This is a genomic window from Pseudomonas asuensis, from assembly GCF_014646755.1.
Taxonomy (GTDB): Bacteria; Pseudomonadota; Gammaproteobacteria; order Pseudomonadales; family Pseudomonadaceae; genus Chryseomonas; species Chryseomonas asuensis.
Genome location: NZ_BMNW01000003.1, coordinates 206803 through 224867 on the forward strand (window position 1 = coordinate 206803; position 18065 = coordinate 224867).

Annotated in this window: 18 protein-coding genes; 7 read left to right on the plus strand and 11 right to left on the minus strand. The window is 53.8% G+C overall.

The window, feature by feature from the left end:
* The 3 genes from IEX86_RS07615 (at position 1) to pncB (ending at position 2247) form a co-directional block, all read left to right on the plus strand.
* Positions 1–729 carry a lipopolysaccharide kinase InaA family protein gene (locus IEX86_RS07615; protein ID WP_188865531.1) on the plus strand — a complete coding sequence of 243 codons (729 nt, stop codon included), beginning with the start codon at positions 1–3 and terminating at the stop codon, positions 727–729.
* Positions 726–953, plus strand: a complete 228-nt coding sequence (locus tag IEX86_RS07620; protein ID WP_188865532.1) for a hypothetical protein — start codon at positions 726–728, stop codon at positions 951–953. Before IEX86_RS07615 ends, IEX86_RS07620 begins: the two co-directional genes overlap by 4 nt.
* Positions 954–1047: 94 nt before the next feature.
* Positions 1048–2247: a nicotinate phosphoribosyltransferase gene (gene pncB / locus IEX86_RS07625; protein ID WP_188865533.1), complete on the plus strand. Its 1200-nt coding sequence runs from the start codon at positions 1048–1050 to the stop codon at positions 2245–2247.
* A gap of 43 nt (positions 2248–2290) precedes the next feature.
* Here the strand turns inward: pncB and IEX86_RS07630 are convergent, their stop codons facing one another.
* The 8 genes from IEX86_RS07630 to IEX86_RS07665 form a co-directional block, all read right to left on the minus strand.
* Positions 2291–3373 (minus strand): DUF1513 domain-containing protein, encoded by a 1083-nt coding sequence (locus IEX86_RS07630; RefSeq protein ID WP_188865534.1) that lies wholly within the window; start codon positions 3371–3373, stop codon positions 2291–2293.
* A gap of 22 nt (positions 3374–3395) precedes the next feature.
* Positions 3396–4460: an imelysin family protein gene (locus tag IEX86_RS07635; protein WP_188865535.1), complete on the minus strand. Its 1065-nt coding sequence runs from the start codon at positions 4458–4460 to the stop codon at positions 3396–3398.
* 10 nt (positions 4461–4470) lie between these two features.
* Complete coding sequence (locus IEX86_RS07640) at positions 4471–5889, minus strand: di-heme oxidoreductase family protein (RefSeq protein ID WP_188865536.1); 1419 nt, start codon at positions 5887–5889, stop codon at positions 4471–4473.
* A 104-nt stretch (positions 5890–5993) separates the two neighbouring features.
* A complete protein-coding gene (locus IEX86_RS07645) occupies positions 5994–7334 on the minus strand; it encodes an imelysin family protein (RefSeq protein WP_188865537.1) in 1341 nt (446 codons plus the stop codon).
* 104 nt (positions 7335–7438) lie between these two features.
* On the minus strand, positions 7439–9505 hold the full coding sequence (locus tag IEX86_RS07650; protein WP_188865538.1) for a putative bifunctional diguanylate cyclase/phosphodiesterase: 2067 nt from the start codon (positions 9503–9505) through the stop codon (positions 7439–7441).
* 154 nt (positions 9506–9659) lie between these two features.
* Positions 9660–10241 (minus strand): superoxide dismutase, encoded by a 582-nt coding sequence (locus tag IEX86_RS07655; RefSeq protein ID WP_188865539.1) that lies wholly within the window; start codon positions 10239–10241, stop codon positions 9660–9662.
* 158 nt (positions 10242–10399) lie between these two features.
* Entirely contained in the window at positions 10400–11002 is a 603-nt protein-coding gene (locus IEX86_RS07660; RefSeq protein WP_188865540.1) for a LysE/ArgO family amino acid transporter, read from the minus strand.
* 1 nt (position 11003) lies between these two features.
* On the minus strand, positions 11004–11402 hold the full coding sequence (locus tag IEX86_RS07665) for an ACT domain-containing protein (RefSeq protein ID WP_188865541.1): 399 nt from the start codon (positions 11400–11402) through the stop codon (positions 11004–11006).
* Between the two features lie 87 nt (positions 11403–11489).
* Here IEX86_RS07665 and IEX86_RS07670 point away from each other — a divergent pair, with 87 nt between their 5' ends.
* The 3 genes from IEX86_RS07670 (at position 11490) to IEX86_RS07680 (ending at position 14358) form a co-directional block, all read left to right on the plus strand.
* Positions 11490–12380, plus strand: a complete 891-nt coding sequence (locus IEX86_RS07670) for a LysR family transcriptional regulator ArgP (protein WP_188865542.1) — start codon at positions 11490–11492, stop codon at positions 12378–12380.
* Positions 12381–12392: 12 nt separating this feature from the next.
* On the plus strand, positions 12393–13346 hold the full coding sequence (locus IEX86_RS07675) for an NAD-dependent epimerase/dehydratase family protein (RefSeq protein WP_188865543.1): 954 nt from the start codon (positions 12393–12395) through the stop codon (positions 13344–13346).
* Positions 13347–13446: 100 nt separating this feature from the next.
* Positions 13447–14358, plus strand: a complete 912-nt coding sequence (locus IEX86_RS07680; protein WP_188865544.1) for an ATPase — start codon at positions 13447–13449, stop codon at positions 14356–14358.
* A 44-nt stretch (positions 14359–14402) separates the two neighbouring features.
* Here IEX86_RS07680 and IEX86_RS07685 read toward each other — a convergent pair whose 3' ends face one another.
* From IEX86_RS07685 to IEX86_RS07695, 3 genes are read right to left on the minus strand one after another with little or no spacing between them, the layout of a single operon-like run.
* Positions 14403–15452: an alkene reductase gene (locus tag IEX86_RS07685; protein ID WP_188865545.1), complete on the minus strand. Its 1050-nt coding sequence runs from the start codon at positions 15450–15452 to the stop codon at positions 14403–14405.
* Positions 15453–15473: 21 nt separating this feature from the next.
* Positions 15474–16637: an MFS transporter gene (locus tag IEX86_RS07690; RefSeq protein ID WP_188865546.1), complete on the minus strand. Its 1164-nt coding sequence runs from the start codon at positions 16635–16637 to the stop codon at positions 15474–15476.
* Between the two features lie 30 nt (positions 16638–16667).
* Positions 16668–16964, minus strand: a complete 297-nt coding sequence (locus tag IEX86_RS07695) for an ArsR/SmtB family transcription factor (protein WP_188865881.1) — start codon at positions 16962–16964, stop codon at positions 16668–16670.
* Positions 16965–17323: 359 nt separating this feature from the next.
* Between IEX86_RS07695 and IEX86_RS07700 the strand changes: the two genes are divergently transcribed.
* Complete coding sequence (locus IEX86_RS07700; RefSeq protein WP_188865547.1) at positions 17324–18004, plus strand: YiaD family glycine zipper/OmpA-like lipoprotein; 681 nt, start codon at positions 17324–17326, stop codon at positions 18002–18004.
* Positions 18005–18065: the final 61 nt, after the last annotated feature.

An 18065-nucleotide genomic window follows, 5' to 3' on the forward strand; every position in this document is an offset into this window, starting at 1 on the left:
ATGTCCGATATGTCTTTCCCACAAGGTACAGCAGCATCAAAGGGTCCAGAGTGTTCCTTTGAAAACTGGTGGGGCATGTCGGGCGAGTGGGTTGAAGCGCCCAATGAGCGGCGGGGGGGAGAAAGTGGCGTCCAACGCATACGGATTGGTGACGGTACTATTGCTTACGCCAAACGTCAGGTAGGGCATATTTACCGAAGCCTGCGCCATCCATTTGGACGGCCAACCGCTTTACGTGAACGGGATGCCTTGGCCTCGATTGCTGCGTTAGGTGTTGGTGTGCCAGAACTTTTGTTCTGCGAAGCACGCCGGGACGGACAGGGCGGATGGCGTGCTCTTCTGGTCAGTGCTGAACTCAGTGGTTATGTCTCGCTTGAAGAGTGGTACGCCAGCGGGGATCAGGCGCGTTATGACCAGGCTGTCCGCAATGTCTTCCTGACGCAATTGGGCGCTATGTTGGCGCGCCTTCATAAAGCGCGCTGGCAGCACGGTTGCCTGTATGACAAGCATGTATTTCTGCGCACCCGCGAAGTAAATGGGCAAGTTGAGTTTGATGTTGCATTACTCGATCTTGAGAAGTGTCGTCGTCGTTTTTCATCGCAACGTGCCGCTCGGCGGGATCTTCTGCAACTTAAGCGCCATTCGTCGTTCAGTCATGCGGACTGGCAGACCTTGGTCTACGGTTACCAAGCAGTATTTGGCAAGGTCATCAAAGGGTTGCAGCCATGAACTTAACAATTACAAGAAGTCTGCTTTTAGTGGGTGCTCTCGGCGTTACAACAATGGCATTCTCAGCCTGGCACGAGCCGGGTGCGACAGTGGTCCAGGGACACGAAGGAATCGCCTATTGCCAGACACCGGCTAATGCCAGAATGGTTAAAGCGGTTCCGGCCGATGAGAATCTCATGCTGTTCTTGTATGGCATGTCTCAAAGCACGACAGGTGCTCGCTGATAATTAACGCTGCGAAGTACGGGAAAAGGGTTTTTATTCATTCAGAGCTCGGGCATGCTGTGAGTGTTTGATTTGATTACCTCGAGCAAAACCTATGGCTGATGGTATTTTTTCCCGGTGCAGCGTTCAAAGTCTTCTGGATACGGACTTTTATAAGCTCACTATGATGCAGGCTGTCCTGCACAACTATCCCAATGCGGAAGTCGAGTGGGCATTTAAATGCCGAAACAATGAGGATCTTCGCCCCTACGAAGCTGAGATCCGTGCCGAGATTGAACGGCTTGCCGATATTAGTATCAGTGATGAGCAGTTAGCGTTCCTCGAGCGTATCCCTTTTATCAAACCCGACTTTATCCGCTTTCTTCGTCTGTTTCGCTTCAATCCACGCTACGTGCACATTGGGGTTGAGAACGATGCCTTCAGCTTGCGCCTGCGAGGCCCGTGGCTGCATCTGATCCTTTTTGAAGTTCCTATTCTTGCTCTGATAAGTGAAGTGCGTAATCGCAATCGCTATCCGGACCAGAGCCTGGAGCAAGCCCGTGACCAACTCTATCGTAAGTTCGAATGGCTAAAGCAGGAGGCTAGCCCTACCGAACTGGCCAATTTCAAAATGGCAGATTTCGGTACGCGCAGGCGCTTTTCGTTCCCGGTTCAGGAGATGGTAGTCAAGGCGTTGAGAGATGACTTCCCTGGCCGTTTCGTAGGTACCAGCAACGTTCATTTAGCGCTGAGTCTGGGTGTAACACCACTAGGTACGATGGCACATGAGTGGTTCATGGCTCATCAGCAATTAGGGCCAAGACTGATTGACAGTCAGATTGCTGCCCTGGACTGTTGGGTGCGTGAGTACCGTGGGCTTTTAGGGATTGCCCTGACCGATACCGTGACCATGGATGCCTTCCTGCGCGATTTTGATCTGTATTTCGCGAAGTTGTTTGATGGCTTGCGTCATGATTCGGGTGACCCACTCACATGGGCCGAGAAGGCAATCAGGCATTACGAAAGCCTAGGCATTGACCCGATGAACAAAACGCTGGTGTTTTCCGATTCGTTGAATTTGGAAAAGGCCTTGGGCCTTTATCGTGCACTGAATGATCGGATCAAGGTAAGTTTTGGTATTGGCACCAACTTCACATGTGATTTACCAGGCGTTGCACCGATGAATATCGTGCTTAAGATGACGTCCTGCAACGGCCAGCCAGTGGCCAAGATCTCTGACGTGCCTGGCAAGACTCAGAGCGAAGATCAGGATTTCGTTTATTACTTGAAGCACGTTTTTCAGGTCGCTTCCTGATCAATAGACATGATGGGTACTACCAGGTACCCATCGTGCCTAATCAATGCAATAGCAGATGGTTGTCCCATAGGCCTGAAGGCAGTTCGAGCGGCTTCATCGTGATATTTACATTGCTGCAGTCATAATGGCGGCAACGCCCCTGACCTGATGTAACGATAAAGCCATCCTCTACTGCGCCAACGCCGGCGCAGTCTGGCAACGGCGCATCCAAGCGCAATTCGCCGCTGTCCACGTCCCAGATGAAAAAGCGATTGCCGCGAGGCGCTGTCAGGGCGACAAGTCTGAGTTCACTATGCACCGCTACGCTCGCAGTATAGTGGGCCATGGCCTGACGCTGTGGCTCGGCCACTGGAAACGCCTCAAAGGTCTTGCCAGGACGCTTGATGCCTAGCATGGCTGCGGCATCGGTCGCGGCCCCCATATACTGCTGACAAGCCAGGATAGTGCCGTCTGTAGCAATAGCCAGATGGCGAATGCTATTCATCTGCAAATCCAGGGTTTCCTTGGAAAGCAGCTCGCCTGAGCGGCTCATTAATACCAGGCTGGGCTCCATGGCATGGAGATTCATTTCTACACGGCTTTCAGCCTCGGTGCGAATACCGCCGTTGGCAACAACAAAGGTCTCGCCATCCGGCATCCAGGCTACTTCATGGGGCCCCAGGCCATGAGTGCTTAACTCATGCGTACGGGTCAAACGTCCCTCGTTGAATCGATAGGCACTTAGCAGGCCGCGGCCTGGATCTGTTGTGTCATTTTCAGTCGCGTAGAACCACTCACCGCTCGCATGGAAAACTCCATGACCATAGAAATGACGATCAGAAGGTGAGTCGAGCGTCTGGACAAGCTTCCCATCACGTAGGTCTATTACATAGCTCTGGGTACCTGGACGACGGGCTACGAAGACTGCGAAAGGCTCTTCAGGGTGCGTCACGATGGCATGGCACCGCTGGGCAACCTGAGTAACAAATACAGACTTGCCGTTGAGGCGATAACCAACGGCATAGTGGTGGCCATCTACGTCATCGCGGGCAGAAAGCAGCAGAGGCTCTTGATCGCCGGAAGCAAACGTCCAGCTGCCTAGACGTTGCAGGGTATGGAGCAGGCTACTAAGTACGGTTGACATGATAGGTACCCGGTGTTTTCAATCAATCGCCGTCATTGGCGTTGAACCCTAACTGGATGCCGAGAGCTTTGGCCAACTCGCTCTCATGGAGACGATGTACGGTATTAAGGCTGTCGTAGAACGCGTTGAGCTTGGCAATGCCGCCCTCGTCGCTGAGCCAGTGTTTCAGTGGCTGTTGTTGCAACTCAGCCAACTGTTTACTGCTATCGCCATAGGCTGCATCGATCTTGTCAGCTAGCGGCTTCTGTTCTTTGGGTAGTAACGCACGTAACCCTTTACCCTCTACACCGTTCCATAGTGTCTGGGCGCTGGCAAGGCTTGCTGCAATACTTAACAGTGAAGACTCACTGCGCCACGCTTCGGCCTGATACGGTTGAGGAATACCTTTGCTTTGGCGACCCAGCGGGACGGCCAGTTTTTTCTTCAAGCTGTCCAGCGCAGTGACCTGGACTCGCAGGAGGTCGGCAATAGCTTCCTGAGCATCGGCATAGCGCTGGTTCGGAAATTTGGAGAGCTGTGCCAGCATCCCATCGGTTTCCTTCCAGCGAGCCAGAATGCGCTGGGCCAGTTCCTGCTGATGCTCACTAATAGCAGTCAGGAGCGGGCAGTAACGTACCTTCTGCTCAGCATCGGCCAATTCAATGTTGCTGTCGAACAGAATATATTCATAAGCTGTCAGGCCCTGAACGACGACACTGGCTTTATCCAGCGTAGTTTTATCAACCTGTGGGTTGCTTTTAAGCAATTGCTCAACTTGACGGGCGACCAGATTCTTCTTGTCGGGGTAGAACTGTACCTGCCAGGCCGTATTGTTCTCAGCCAGCGGACCAATCAGTAATGGCTGCAATTCAGCCCAGGCCTTTTGCGCATTGAAAAAAGCCTCGCGCGCCTTGTTAAGATCCTCCTTGCCTGAGCAGAAGGCTACGGCGCTGGTTGCCAATGTGCGGTCGGCATCTACCCAGCGGGAGTACGCTGGTAACAACACCTGCTCGGCAAGAGCAGCGCTGGTCTGAGCCTGTTGATTCTGTGGCGAGCAGGCACCGAGTGCCAGGGCAAGACCGGTTAGCAAAAGCCGCGGGCGGAACATGTAACGCTCCTTATAACGAATTCAGAAAATCAAGCAGGGCTGTACGCTCTTCGGCATTGAGCCCCAATACGTTTTGCTTGGCCGTCTCGGCTTCCCCGCCATGCCAGAGAATGGCCTCGAGCAGGTTACGAGCACGACCATCATGTAAAAACTGCGTATGGCCGCTGACTTTCTGGGTCAGGCCGATCCCCCACAAAGGTTGAGTACGCCACTCACGGCCACTGGCTAAAAATTCGGAGCGATTGTCGGCCAGTCCTTCGCCCATGTCATGCAATAAAAGATCGCTGTAAGGGTGAATGGTCTGGTTGGCCAACTCGGGGACCTCTGCGGTGGCAGCGGTTTGGAAGGTTGGTATGTGACAGGCAGTACAGCCTGATGCATAAAATAAGGTCTTGCCTTGCAAGACGGAGGGCTTCTCAACGCCACGCCTGACAGGGACTGCAACGTTGCGCGTATAAAAGAGCACCATGCGGCGTATGTTGTCGCTAACTTCTGGATCACCGCCATTAGGCGCCTGCTTGCAGGCGGTTTGGGCCTCTGTACAATCGTCATTGGGAATCAGACTGGTAGTCAGACCCATGTCGCCGGAAAAGGCCGTAGCGTTTTGTTGGTCAAGGGTAGGTTGACCAGCTTTCCAGCCGAACCGACCCAGCATCGTCTTTTGCTCGGCAAAGCTCCAGACCCAGTTAGCACGCCCGGAAATACCATCCCCATTATCATCATCAGGGTCGGCATTCTTGAGGATGTCGTTTTCAGGGATGGCTTCCAGCAGGCCTAATCCGATCATGGGCGGCGCTACACGGGCAGAAAACTGAACATGCGGATGAAACGGGCCGTAGCCGAGATTTTCTATACGCAGTGTGGGCTTGCGCAAAGTGATCACCGTTCCATCCTTGAACGTGATTGGTATGTCTGTGTAATCGAATCTGACCTTGCCTTCTGGAGGGACGCCTGGAATAGCATTGTCTTGCAGCTGTCCGCCATAGGTAGGTTCAGGCACGACACCTAGTTTTTTCAGTGTCTCCTCATCCTGCGGTCCGCCCGGTATAGAAAGTCTGACCAGCATGGTAAATGCATTGGTAGCGTTTGGACCTGGCGGGTGTCCGCGGCCGTCCTTCAAATGGCAGCCCTGGCAGGCATTTGCATTGAATAAGGGACCCAGGCCATCTCGTGCCGTAGTGGAGGAGGGTGCAATGACCCACGGGTTGCGGAAGAAGCTGTTGCCCACGCTGAAGTCCAGGCGTTGGGCTGGCGTCAGATTGTTGGAAGGAAACGAGAACGCATTGGCGCTCTGGTCATTGACGCTGGCTGCTCCCGCTGACAGCGCTTCACCCGGTTCCGCACGGGTAAAACGAGGTGAGTCATCACAGGCGCTTAGAAGCAAAGCGAGAAGCACCAGGGAGCCCAGGCGGAAAGAAGCTGTTGTCATCAGAGGCAGACGTTATTATTCAAAAGATCAACCGGAATGCACTGAAGCCACGGAAGGCGGGGCCTGCCGTGGCTTCGTAAAGTACGCTGTGTTGTTAGGACAGATCAGAATTCGTGATCGGCGTTATCAGGCTTCAGGTCCTGGATACCCAGCTTGGCAGCAACCTGTTCAATGGAGCCGGTCTGCTTGACCAGTGCCTGAATGGCGTCGCGAATCTTTTGCTGATCGGCTGTGTTATCCGGAGCAATCATCTGATCGTAATGAACGCCATCTTTCTCGGCGCGATCGACAATAGCCTGCATTTTGGCCTGTGTGTCATCGAGGCTGGCCTTAAGCGTGGTATCTGCTTGCGGGTCGGCTTTGGCGACCAGTTCGGAAAGGCTCGGACCTTTCACCTCTGTACCGTCTATACGCTTGTACTGACCGAGGTAGACGTTACGAATGCCTAGCGCATCGTAGTAGAGGGTGTGGTGAGTATCGTCGCTAAAGCAGTCATGCTCGTCTTCAGTCGAATTGGCCTCAAGGGAGACCTTCATACGCTCACCAGCCAGTTCACCAAGTGACAGGCTACCCATGCCAAACAGCATTTTGCGGATGCCAGAGTCGGCACTTTCCTGCTCCAGGGTAACGCGATAGTTGTCAGGTACACCTGGCTTCCATTGGCCCGCCATGTATTCCAGATCGCTGACCAGCAGGTCGGTTACCGCTTTCAGGTATTCGCGACGGCGATCGCAATGACCACCTGTGCAACCATCACCTGCAAGATAGTCCGTTGCAGGTCGGTTGCCTGCGCCAGGGCCTGTCCCATTAAGGTCTTGCCCCCACAGTAGGAATTCGATTGCATGGTAACCCGTCGCCACGTTGGCTTCTGAGCCTGCCAGCTCATTCAAGCTAGCCAGTTTTTCGCCGGTAATTTCCTTGACATCAATCTTGTCTTCACCGATCTGAATTTCTTCATTGGCAATGATATTGGCTGTTGCCGCCGGGTTACCGGTCGCGTGTTGATAATCAGACGCCACGTAGTCGATCAGGCCTTCATCCAGAGGCCATGCGTTGAGCTGACCTTCCCAATCATCCACGACCGGGTTACCGAAGCGGAAAACTTCAGACTGGGAATAAGGTGCACGCGCTGCGATCCATGCCTCCCGAGCCGCTTTTAGTGTGGTATCGGAGGGGGCTGCCAGGAAGGCATCTACCGCTTTTTGCAGGTTTTGACCAGCCGTCAGTGCGTCACCAAATACGGCCTCAGCAATGTCAGCATAATTCTTGATTACGGCCTTGGCCGCTGCTTCATCCGGTTTCGCCGTCTGTGACGTTGCTGCTGAGGTGGCTGCAGGGGCTGCTGCTTGATTGGTGGGTGCCTGTTCTTTCTTGTCGTCGCCACAGCCTGCCAGGGAAATGGCGATAGCGAGGAGGCTTACGCTCGCCCAATGCATACGGGTCATTCCGGAATCCTTTTCTAAAATAGGGTACTCATCGCATGAGTCTGGAGAAAAGCTAGATAATAATGCGAAAGATTTTCATTTTTGAAAACCTTTTTCGCTTGTGGTCAGTGCTTTACTGGCACAACCCGTGAAAGGGGAAGGCCTTGCATGCGCCCTTCGATAAAGTCGGGCACCTGAGCGGCTGGAATGGGTTTACTGTAGAAATAACCCTGACCCTCATCACAGCCTTGCTCTACGATGTATGCTTCCTGCAGGTCGGTTTCCACGCCTTCAGCGATAAGCTCTTTGTTAAGGCTTTTCCCCAGTTGAATGATGGCGCGGACAAGAGGTGCATCATCTTTTTCATTGGTCAGGTCCTGTACGAAACTCTTGTCAATCTTGATCTTGTCCAGCGGTAGGCGCTTCAGATAGGCCAGAGAACTATAGCCCGTACCAAAATCATCCAATGCGATCAGCGCGCCAACTTCCCTGAGCCGGCGAAGTGTTTGTACAGCAGTGTCCACGTCTTCCATTAACGCCGTTTCGGTAACCTCAAGCTCCAACCGCTTGGGAGGAAGTCCATGGCGTAGCAGGAGCGATTGTATATAGGCTGGCAGATTCTCCTGCTGTAACTGTACGGCTGACAGATTGATGGCCATACGCAGTGACGTGTAGCCGCTGGCATACCAGATGTGCAATTGACTACAGGCTTGTTCAAGCACCCACTCACCCAGAGCTACAATACTGCCAGTGCGCTCGGCCAGCGGAATAAAGACATCTGGAGGAATAAATCCATGGGTTGGATGATTCCAGCGCAGCAGGGCTTCTACACCGCTGACCCGTTGGCTTGCGTAATCGATTTGAGGCTGGTAGACCAAATAAAGCTCCTGCCGTTTCAAGGCCTCGCGCAGGTCTTTTGCCAAGCCTCGCCTGAACCGAATGTCCTGATCCACGCTGGCAACATAGAACTTGTACCCGTTCTGGCCCTGAGTTTTTACCAGGGCCATGGTTTGTTCGGCGCGCTGCATTAGTTGGTCAGCGGTCTGGCCATCCTCGGGGTATAGCGTGATTCCGATCGAGGCGCTCAAATGGGCTTGATACTGCTCGACGTTGAAGGGTGAGTCGAGCGCATCCATGACGGCATGGGCCAATTCAGCCGCCTCGTCAGGCTGCTTGATCAGTTTAATAAGTGCAAAGCGGTCCCCGCCTAACCGCCCAAAGCCATCTACGTTTGGGCAACCGGCTCGTAGCCGTGTCACCAACTTGAGAAGAAGCCGGTCACCTACCTGATAACCGTATTGCTCATTGATACTTTTGAAATCGTCAAGGCCCAGGCATAACACGGCTACGTTATGGTTTTGCCGGTCTGCCTCGGAGAGGGTCCATTCAAGCTGGCCGTGAAAGGCCTGTCGGTTGGAAAGACCCGTCAGCAGATCATGCTGGCTGATACGCTGAAGACTATTGATGGCTTCTTCACGTAGTAAGGTGTTGCGCTCGATTGAGGCTAGCAATTGGTTAGCCGTGGTTATCCAGCGTCCTAACTCGTTGTGCTCATGTCCCTTAGGTAAGGGAAGGGATTTATACCCTGACTGACCTGGCTCAATCGAAGCCAGATGGTTTAATACCCGGGAAAGAGGACGTGTCAGAATCCAGTGGTAGACCAGGTAAAGTATCAATACCAGAATTAGAACACGAGCCAGAACCGATACCAGAATAACCGCTGTATTCCTTATGAGTCTCTGGCCGTAAGGCGCAGTGTCGACGGCGATGCGCAGGTCGCCGTAATACTCTTCATTCGGTGGGGCACCTGTGAGGCGAACACTGAAGCGTTGTTCCCGGCCAAAGAGCCAATCACTGAGCCAGCGTGTCGGGGTGTTGAGCAGTGGGCGGGAGTGCTCTGATAAAGGCACCTCGCCGGGTGAGCCTATGTAGGCCTCATGAATAGAGGGATGCTTGAACAAACCCCGGGTAACTTGCTCAGCCATCGTATCATCCAGACGGTAAATGGCCTGAGTAGCAGGGTCCTTGACCATGGACAGCGTCTGGTGTGCATCTGTCTGGATATGTTCTCGAATCTGCCTGGCTTCATAAGCGATCTGCACCATGCCCAACAGCAGCCCAATGAGCAAGGCTGTTGGCAGTGCCACAAGAAGCAGTTTCAACGACAAACTATGCCGAATGCTCAGCTTCACTCTATGCTCCTTTCCATGGATGGCTTGGCCTCCCATGCGCTACTGCAGGATGAAATGTTTAATAACCGAGTCTAGCTCCCTATCCGTAAAAGTAAGCATGGCTTAAAAAACAAAACCCGGCAAAAAAGCCGGGTTTTGTCGAGAGATACCAGAATCAGGCAGCGAAGTTCTTCGCTACGAAATCCCAGTTAACAGTGTTCCAGAAGGACTCAAGGTACTTTGGACGCAGGTTGCGGTAATCGATGTAGTAGGCGTGTTCCCATACGTCGATTGTCAGCAAAGGCGTATCGCCCGAAGTAATAGGGTTACCTGCGCCAATAGTACTGGCCAGCGCCAGGGAGCCATCAGCTTTCTTGACCAGCCAGGCCCAGCCGGAGCCGAATGTGCCGATAGCTGTTTTGGTCAGTTCTTCCTTGAACTTGTCAAAGGAGCCGAAAGCTGTAGCGATGGCGTCTGCCAGTGCGCCCGTAGGCTGGCCGCCACCGTTAGGTGTCATGCAGTTCCAATAGAACGTGTGGTTCCACACTTGCGCAGCGTTGTTGAAGATCGCGCCGGAGGACGTCTTGATGATGTCTTCCAGGCTTTTGCCTTCGTACTCAGTGCCGGGCACCAGGTTATTCAGGGCAGTCACGTAGGTCTGGTGGTGCTTGCCGTGGTGGAATTCCAGCGTCTCGGCAGAAATGTGCGGCTCGAGGGCATTCTTCTCATAGGGCAGCGGCGGCAATTCGAAAGCCATGGTTATCTCTCCATAATGTTTCGTCAGGGCATTGCACGGCATGGTCGACCGATCAGGCGCCGGTCTAACCAGCGGTCTGGCTCTAGGCTCAGGACCGCGGCGGGGGATCATAGCACTCGCTTCGTTAGCTCGCCATGTAACAAACCCGACAGAAGGTATCAGGTCTTATAAAGAATAAGCTGCACAGCTGTTAGCAGCATGACGGTTCCAATCGCTATATCGATCATGCGCCACACGCGAGGCTGGGTGAGATAAGGCGCCAGTCGTGCCGAGCCAATAGCAAGGCTGAAGAACCAGAGCGCAGAGGCGCAGCCTGCACCTACTGTAAAAGCCAAGGGCGCCGCCTGCTGGTTGCCGAGCGACCCGAGAACCAGAACGGTGTCCAGATAAACGTGAGGATTCAGGAGCGTGACGGCCAGAGTGATACCCAGTGTTTTACCCAGCGAGCGGGGAGCCGCCGCCGCGCTATAGAGCGCTTGTGACTTGAGGGCTCGTATGTAGGCACAGACACTGTAATAGAGTAAGAAAGTAATACCAGCCCATTTTAAAAGGACCATTAGCCAGGCATTTCCTGCCAAAAGAGTGGCTAGGCCAAACACGCCGATCGTTACCAGACTGATATCAAAGAACAAGCAAAGCGCTGCGACCGGCAGGTGATGCTCTCTACGCAATCCTTGAGCAAGAATGAACGTATTTTGTGCCCCAATGGCTATGATCAAGCCACCCATGGTCACGAGGCCTGTTAGGTAGCTCTGCCACATTTCAGTGTCCTGCAAGCTGAAATAGGGTAGCCATGGCAGCCTCTCCATCAGCCTCTGCTACGAATAAATGATCATGGTAGAACCCGGCTACAACATTGCAGCTGATGCCTTGTTGTGCCAATGCGTTTGAAAACGCGGCGGTCAACCCAACCGCTTCCAAGGCGGAATGAACGTTCAAAGTAATCCAGGCGGCCACATACGTATAGGATAGACTCAAACGGTCGGCATCCTGCCGAGCCAGAATAACGGTCATGCCTTCCTGTTCCCTAAAGGTTGCCAGGGGAGTGACGTCTACTGGCAGCTGTTGTTCACCCAGGGTACAAAACACATATTGTCCCGGGTTGAGCACAGGCTGCATCTGGCTTAGCAGTAGCGAAAGATCAGAGATAGCGCGGGACATGGACATTCTCCAGAAAAGAGTGGCAAGTCTGGAGAAGATCAGGCTATAAGAAAAACAAATAATGCTGATTAGTCATTAGTAAAACTGATGTTTGATTACAAGCTGTTGGCTGCGCTCGCAGCCGTAGTGGAGAAAGGGGGCTTTGAGCGAGCGGCTCAGGTGTTGGGTTTGTCGCAGTCCGCGGTATCGCAACGAATCAAATTGCTTGAGGCTCGCATCGGCCAGCCTGTTATCGTGCGTACGTCACCACCAACCTCTACCGAAGTCGGGCAAAGGCTGCTCAACCATGTTCAGCAGGTGCGGTTGCTTGAGCGTGATCTTCATGGTCAAGTACCTGGGCTTGATGACTCCAAAACAGTGGAACGGCTACGTGTGGCTATCAATGCCGATAGTCTGGCTACGTGGTGGGCTGCAAGTGTTGGCCCATTCTGTACCCGCCAGAGCCTATTGCTGGATCTGGTGGTTGAGGATCAGGATGTAGGGCTCAAGCGTATGCAGGCCGGGGAGGTTGCCGCCTGTGTGTGCGCCAGTCCCCGACCGGTAGCCGGGGCCCGGGCAGTGCTGCTAGGCGCGATGCGTTATCGGGCAGTCGCCAGCCCAGCGTTTCATGCTCATTATCTATCCGATGACATAACTGTCGAGCGCCTTGCTCAGGTGCCTGCAATCGTCTATGGGCCCGACGATCAGCTTCAACACCATTTTTTAGCGCGGCTGGGCTTTACCGGCCATTTCGATCATCATCTCTGTCCTTCTTCGGAAGGTTTCGTGAAAATGGTTGCCAATGGGCTCGGCTGGGGGCTTCTGCCTGAGTTGCAGACTCAAGCGGAGCGTGAGCGAGGCGAGCTGATTGATCTGGTGCCAGGACAAGTGATCGATGTGCCGCTGTACTGGCATTCCTGGCGTAACGGTGGTGATTTGCTGGCGGCATTGACTCGGCATTTGGAACGCCAGGCAGTTCGCTGGTTGGTAGCGACTTGACGGGGAGATCTAATGCGAATTCTGGTGACGGGCGCGAGTGATTACATTGGTGCACGCCTCGCCCTGGATCTATTGGCGGACAAGCATCTGGTGCGTGTTCATGGTCAGCCAGGGGATATGCTTGATGCTTTGGTCAAGCAGGGTGCTGAGTATATTCCCGGCGCTTTGACCGATACAGAGCAAGCCCGGCGACTGTGTGATGATATTGATGCCGTTGCACATTGTACTGATGGCATAGGCTATCTTTCTGCACACGCCATGGAGGCGAGTGTTTCCTTTATTGAGGCCTGTTTGCACATGCGGGTCTCGCGTTTAGTGTATCTATCTTCCAGTCATATTTATGAAGCAGGAGGGCAGGCGCTTAAGGAAGAGGATGTGCCTGCCAAGCCACGAACGGCCGAGGCGCAGCGGCGTTTACAGATCGAGCGTCTGGCGTTTACAGCATCAGAGTTCGGGTTGAACGTGATTGTCTTGCGACCGGCACAGGTTATTGGGCTGCCTGATAATGCCTGGGCGCCAAAGCTTGTCCAGCTCAACCGTCAAAAGCGTCTGCGTCAATCGAGCAATGGGCTTAACCGCTGGGACTTCACCAGCATGAATAGCCTATGCACGGCTTTGAGCGTAGCACTCATGACCGAACATCCAGATGCACTAAACAAGCCCTTCAATTTGAGTGAAGGCCAATCTCAACCGGTGTGGGATGTTGTCAATTATCTGATGCGTCGCCTGAAGTTGCCGGTGCTGAGTCAGGCTATGCCCCTTCTGCAGCCCAAGGTGTTGTTAAAAGATGTTATGGCGGCAATCAAATCCTCCAGAAAAGAACGCGAACCTGATCCCCTGCACCTTATGGATCGTGACTTTACGCTAGATATCAGCCGCGCTCGGGATATTCTGGGCTATCAGCCTCAGACCACCCTCTGGAAAGCGCTGGACGAATATATTGAAAACCGTTCCGCAAGGCGGTAACGCCGGACTGCTATCACTATGGCACCATTTGTATACTGGGCTTTTGAGGGCAAGCCTCGTGCCTGTCGGCTCATGCTTCTTTCACCAATGAAGGTCCGCTATGCGAAACGATTCATTTGATGAACTCGATAATGTACCCAGCCTGACGCCTGACAAGGACCTTAGCGAAGATTTCGGGCCTGCCAGCCATGGTCGACACCAGCGCCATGCGTCTGGCCATCAGGAGCGGGAGGTTAAGGAGGCCCATAGTGCTGCTGCCCATGAGCCTTTGCGGGCTTCGCGCGGTACAAAGCCTGCTCGCATCCCAAGTACAGGCCCTCTTTGGGCCTTGATTGCAGCCATGCTCATTGCACTAGCAGGGCTAGGCTGGTGGAGCCACCAGCAAATTCAGCTTATGCAGGAACAAGTGGTCGCAACCCAGGAAAACTTTGCACGAATCAGCGAAGAGGCTGCCGGCCGTCTTCAGGATATTTCAGGCAAGCTTGTAGCCACTGAGTCGAGCGGAACCTCCAGCCGGGAATCCTTGCTGCTGCGGCTCAAAAATATTGAGACCAAAATGGCAGACGTGGCGCGTCAGCAGCAAGCTGCAGTGGATGCTCAAAGTGCACTGGACAAGCGAATCGACCAGCTGGCTGCCGACTTCAAAACGCAGCAAAGTAGTGCATCCGATCTGAATGGTCGTGTCGCTGCCCTGGCTGATGAGCAAGCTGCCTTGAAAACTGCTCAAGGGGACTTAAAGCGCTTCAGCGATCAAATTGATTCGCTTGCAGCACAGAACAAAACGTTGCAAGCGGACATCGTCGCTCTCAAGAAACGGAGCGATCCTTCCAGTGCTATCGAAAGCTTGCAGCAGGATCTTCTTGTTCTACGCAGCGAACTGGACTCGCGTAGCAATAGTAGTGGGCCTGACGCAGCGTCATTCGACGCGTTTCGGGCTCAGACCGTACGCAATATCAGTACGATCCAGACTCAATTGCAGAATCTTCAGCAGCAACTCAATACTCACCGTTAAAGCGCTGAAGACATAAAAAGCCCCGCGTGTGCGGGGCTTTTTCGTTACAGCCGAGGATAGTCGATATAGCCTACTGGGCCTGGAATATAAAAGGTCTCCGGGTGAGGCTCGTTCAACATGGCCTGACGGGCAAAGCGCTCCGGCAGGTCAGGGTTGGCAATGAACGGAACACCAAATGCCACTGCGTCGGCTTTGCCGCTTTCCAGCCAGGCATTGGCACTGTCGTGGGTAAAGCGCTCATTGGCAATAAATACACCCCCAAAGGCCTCCTTGATTTTCGGGCTAATGCTGTCGCTTCCCTCAGCCTCACGGGCGCAAATAAAGGCAATGTTGCGTTTGCCTAACTCGCGCGCCAAGTAACCAAAAGTCTCGGCAGGGCTTTCATCACCCATGTCATGCAGATCGCAACGGGGGGAGAGGTGAAGACCCACGCGGTCGGCACCCCAGACATCGATACAGGCATCGGTCACTTCAAGCATCAGGCGAGCCCGGTTTTCAATTGAGCCGCCATACTGATCGGTTCGCTGGTTAGTGCTGCTCTGCAGGAACTGATCGAGCAGATAACCATTGGCCCCATGTACCTCAACACCATCGAACCCGGCTTTCTTGGCATTTTCAGCGCCCTTGCGGTAAGCCTCGATAACGCCAGCAATCTCTTCAGTTTCCAGGGCGCGTGGTGCTACATATTCCTGCTTGGGGCGTACCAGGCTGACATGACCTTTGGCAGCAATGGCGCTGGGTGCCACCGGCTTTTCATCATTGAGATAAAGCGGTGCGGAAATGCGGCCCACGTGCCAAAGTTGCAGCATGATTAGACCACCCGCCTTGTGAACAGCCGAGGTGATCTTTTTCCAGCCTTCAACCTGCTCGTCGGACCAGATACCAGGCGTATTCGGATAACCGACTCCCATGGGATGGACAGAGGTGGCTTCACTCAAAATCAAGCCGGCCGAGGCGCGCTGCGCATAATATTCAACCATGAGATCCGTTGGGATGCGGTTATCGTCCGCGCGGCAGCGCGTCAGCGGCGCCATGACAAAGCGGTTCGGCAATTCCAGCGCGCCGATTTTGATCGGATCAAACAGGTTGGGCATGGTAACGACTCCGTAGGTATGTCATTGACTGACGGCCAGACCGCTTTTCCGGGCTTGGCTGAAGGTCAGTAAGGTCAGAATCAGAGCAATCAAGGCCAGACCTCCCGCAGCCAGCGGAACGGTGGTCAGGCCAAGTCCGTGGGCGATAACGCTTCCTCCTACCCAGGCACCCAGCGCATTGCCAACGTTGAAGGCCCCAATATTCAAAGTGGAAACCAGATTAGGTGCGTCTTTACCAAAGGTAACCACATTGATTTGCAGGGCAGGAACAGCTGCAAACGCGGCGGCTGCCCACAGGAAAAGAGTAACTTCGGCGGCTACGACGTTATGACTGGTCCAGGCCAACAGGAAAGACACCATGGCCATGGCAATAAAAATACCAATCAGTGTTGTGGACAAGCGCCAGTCCGCCAGACGTCCGCCCACAATATTGCCCAGCGTAAGGCCTACGCCGATCAGCAGCAGTGTGCTGGTGACGCCGCGTTCTGACAGGTCCGTTACGTCGGTAAGCAGCGGTGTGATGTAAGTGAAGAGGGCAAACATCGAGGCAGAGAACATGACGGTCATCGAGAGGGATAGCCAGAAGCTTGCGCCCTTCAAGGCTGCCATTTCGCGTCGTAGGTCGGTTTTTTCCTGCGGTGCCTTGCTGGGCAGAACGAACCAGAGACCTATCAGCGAAAGTACGCCAATGAGGGAAACGGCTCCAAAGGTCGAGCGCCAGCCAGTAGCCTGACCAAGTGCAGTGCCCAACGGTACTCCCAGGACATTGGCTAGCGTGAGGCCTGTAAACATCAGAGCTACGGCAGAAGCTCGGCGATTAGCAGGTACAAGGCTGGCGGCCACCACTGAGCCAATGCCAAAGAATGCACCATGACACAGAGCTGTGATGATACGCGCCAGCATCAGGACGTTATAGTCTCCCGCCAAAGCGCAAAGCACATTGCCGATAATGAAAATGCCCATTAGAACAAGCAGAGCCATCTTACGTGGCCAGTTGGCCGTTACCATCGCCATAAAGGGCGCGCCGATTGCAACCCCTAACGCGTAACCGCTGACAAGCCAACCCGCTGTAGGGATGCTGACGTGAAGGTCATTGGCTACATTGGGCAGCAGCCCCATGATTACAAATTCAGTGGTGCCGATGGCAAAGGCGCTAAGCGCCAGCACTAACAATGAAGCGGGCATTGCATCTCTCTATATTCAATCAGGAAAAGGTTAAAGCTCGCGGCCTAGCTGTTCGACGAAAGCCTTGATTACATCTTCGTTGCGCTTGTAAAAGACCCACTGGCCCACACGCCGCGTTGTTACGAGCCCGGCACGTTGTAGTGTTGCCAGGTGAGCCGAGACCGTTGACTGGGAAAGGCCTGTTTTCTGGTCAATGAGACCTGCGCATACACCGATTTCCAGCGGGTGGTCCTGCTGGATGAAGTGTTTCTCCGGCTCGCGAAGCCAAGCCAAAATGTCTCTTCGGACAGGGTTGGCTATCGCCTTGATCAGATCATCGATATCCATAATGTTCATATATCGTTTTATTGCGATACAGCGAACCTTATATCGAAACAACACGATATACAACAGTGCTTGGCTAGCTAACGCTGATTGCTGAAAGAGCACTGTGTTGAAAAGGGAAGGGTAGCGGAGTAGCGCGTTACCATTTAGCGGCTTCGTTCAGGGATGAGTGTATTTATCAACTAGTCTTGTGCATTTGGTCAGCCGTTTCGCTGAAGCGAATTGATTATTCGTTCTGATACCGGTAAACCGCTCTTTCGCCATGAGTTTATTAGGATATTCATGCGAGAGCATGGCTGCTCATGGCTAGTCTTTCTGTGAAAAGAATTGTTTCACAGGTCCGTTAGAAGTTGGAGAAGTTCATGGCGTCTATAAAGCGTCCTTTGATTCTGGCACTGGCCGGTGCACTACTGGCAGGGTGTGCATCCAGTAATCCTTACGAAAACCAGGGCGGTAGTGGCGGGTCCCGAACCGCGACCTATGGTGGCCTGGGCGCACTGGCGGGCGCTGTAGCCGGTGCCGCCATCGACCACAACCACCGTGGCAAGGGTGCGCTGATTGGCGCCGCGGCCGTAGGCGCTGCGGCCGCAGGCTATGGTTACTATGCTGATCGCCAGGAAGCCGAGTTGCGTCGCCAGATGCAAAACACCGGCGTAGAGGTACAGCGGCAAGGGGATGACATCAAGCTGATCATGCCGGGCAACATCACGTTTGCTACAAACTCAGCTGATATCGCCGGTAATTTTTATAAGCCGTTAAACGATCTGGCAACATCCTTTAAGCAGTTCAACCAGAACAGTGTTGAAATTGTGGGCTATACCGATAGTACAGGCAGCCGTGCTCTCAATATGGATTTGTCCAATCGACGTGCTCAGAGCGTAGCGAATTACCTCGTCGCTCAGGGCGTTGATGCTTCACGCGTCAGTACGCGCGGCGCTGGGCCCGATCAACCCATCGCGACCAATGCTACTGCAGATGGCCGTGCCCAAAACCGTCGTGTTGAAGTCAATCTGAGGCCATTGCCTGGTGCAGTGACCCAGTAAGTGTGTGTATCCGTGATGCTACCGTTTAGCGGAATCTGGTAGTGTCACGGGTTGGTCAATA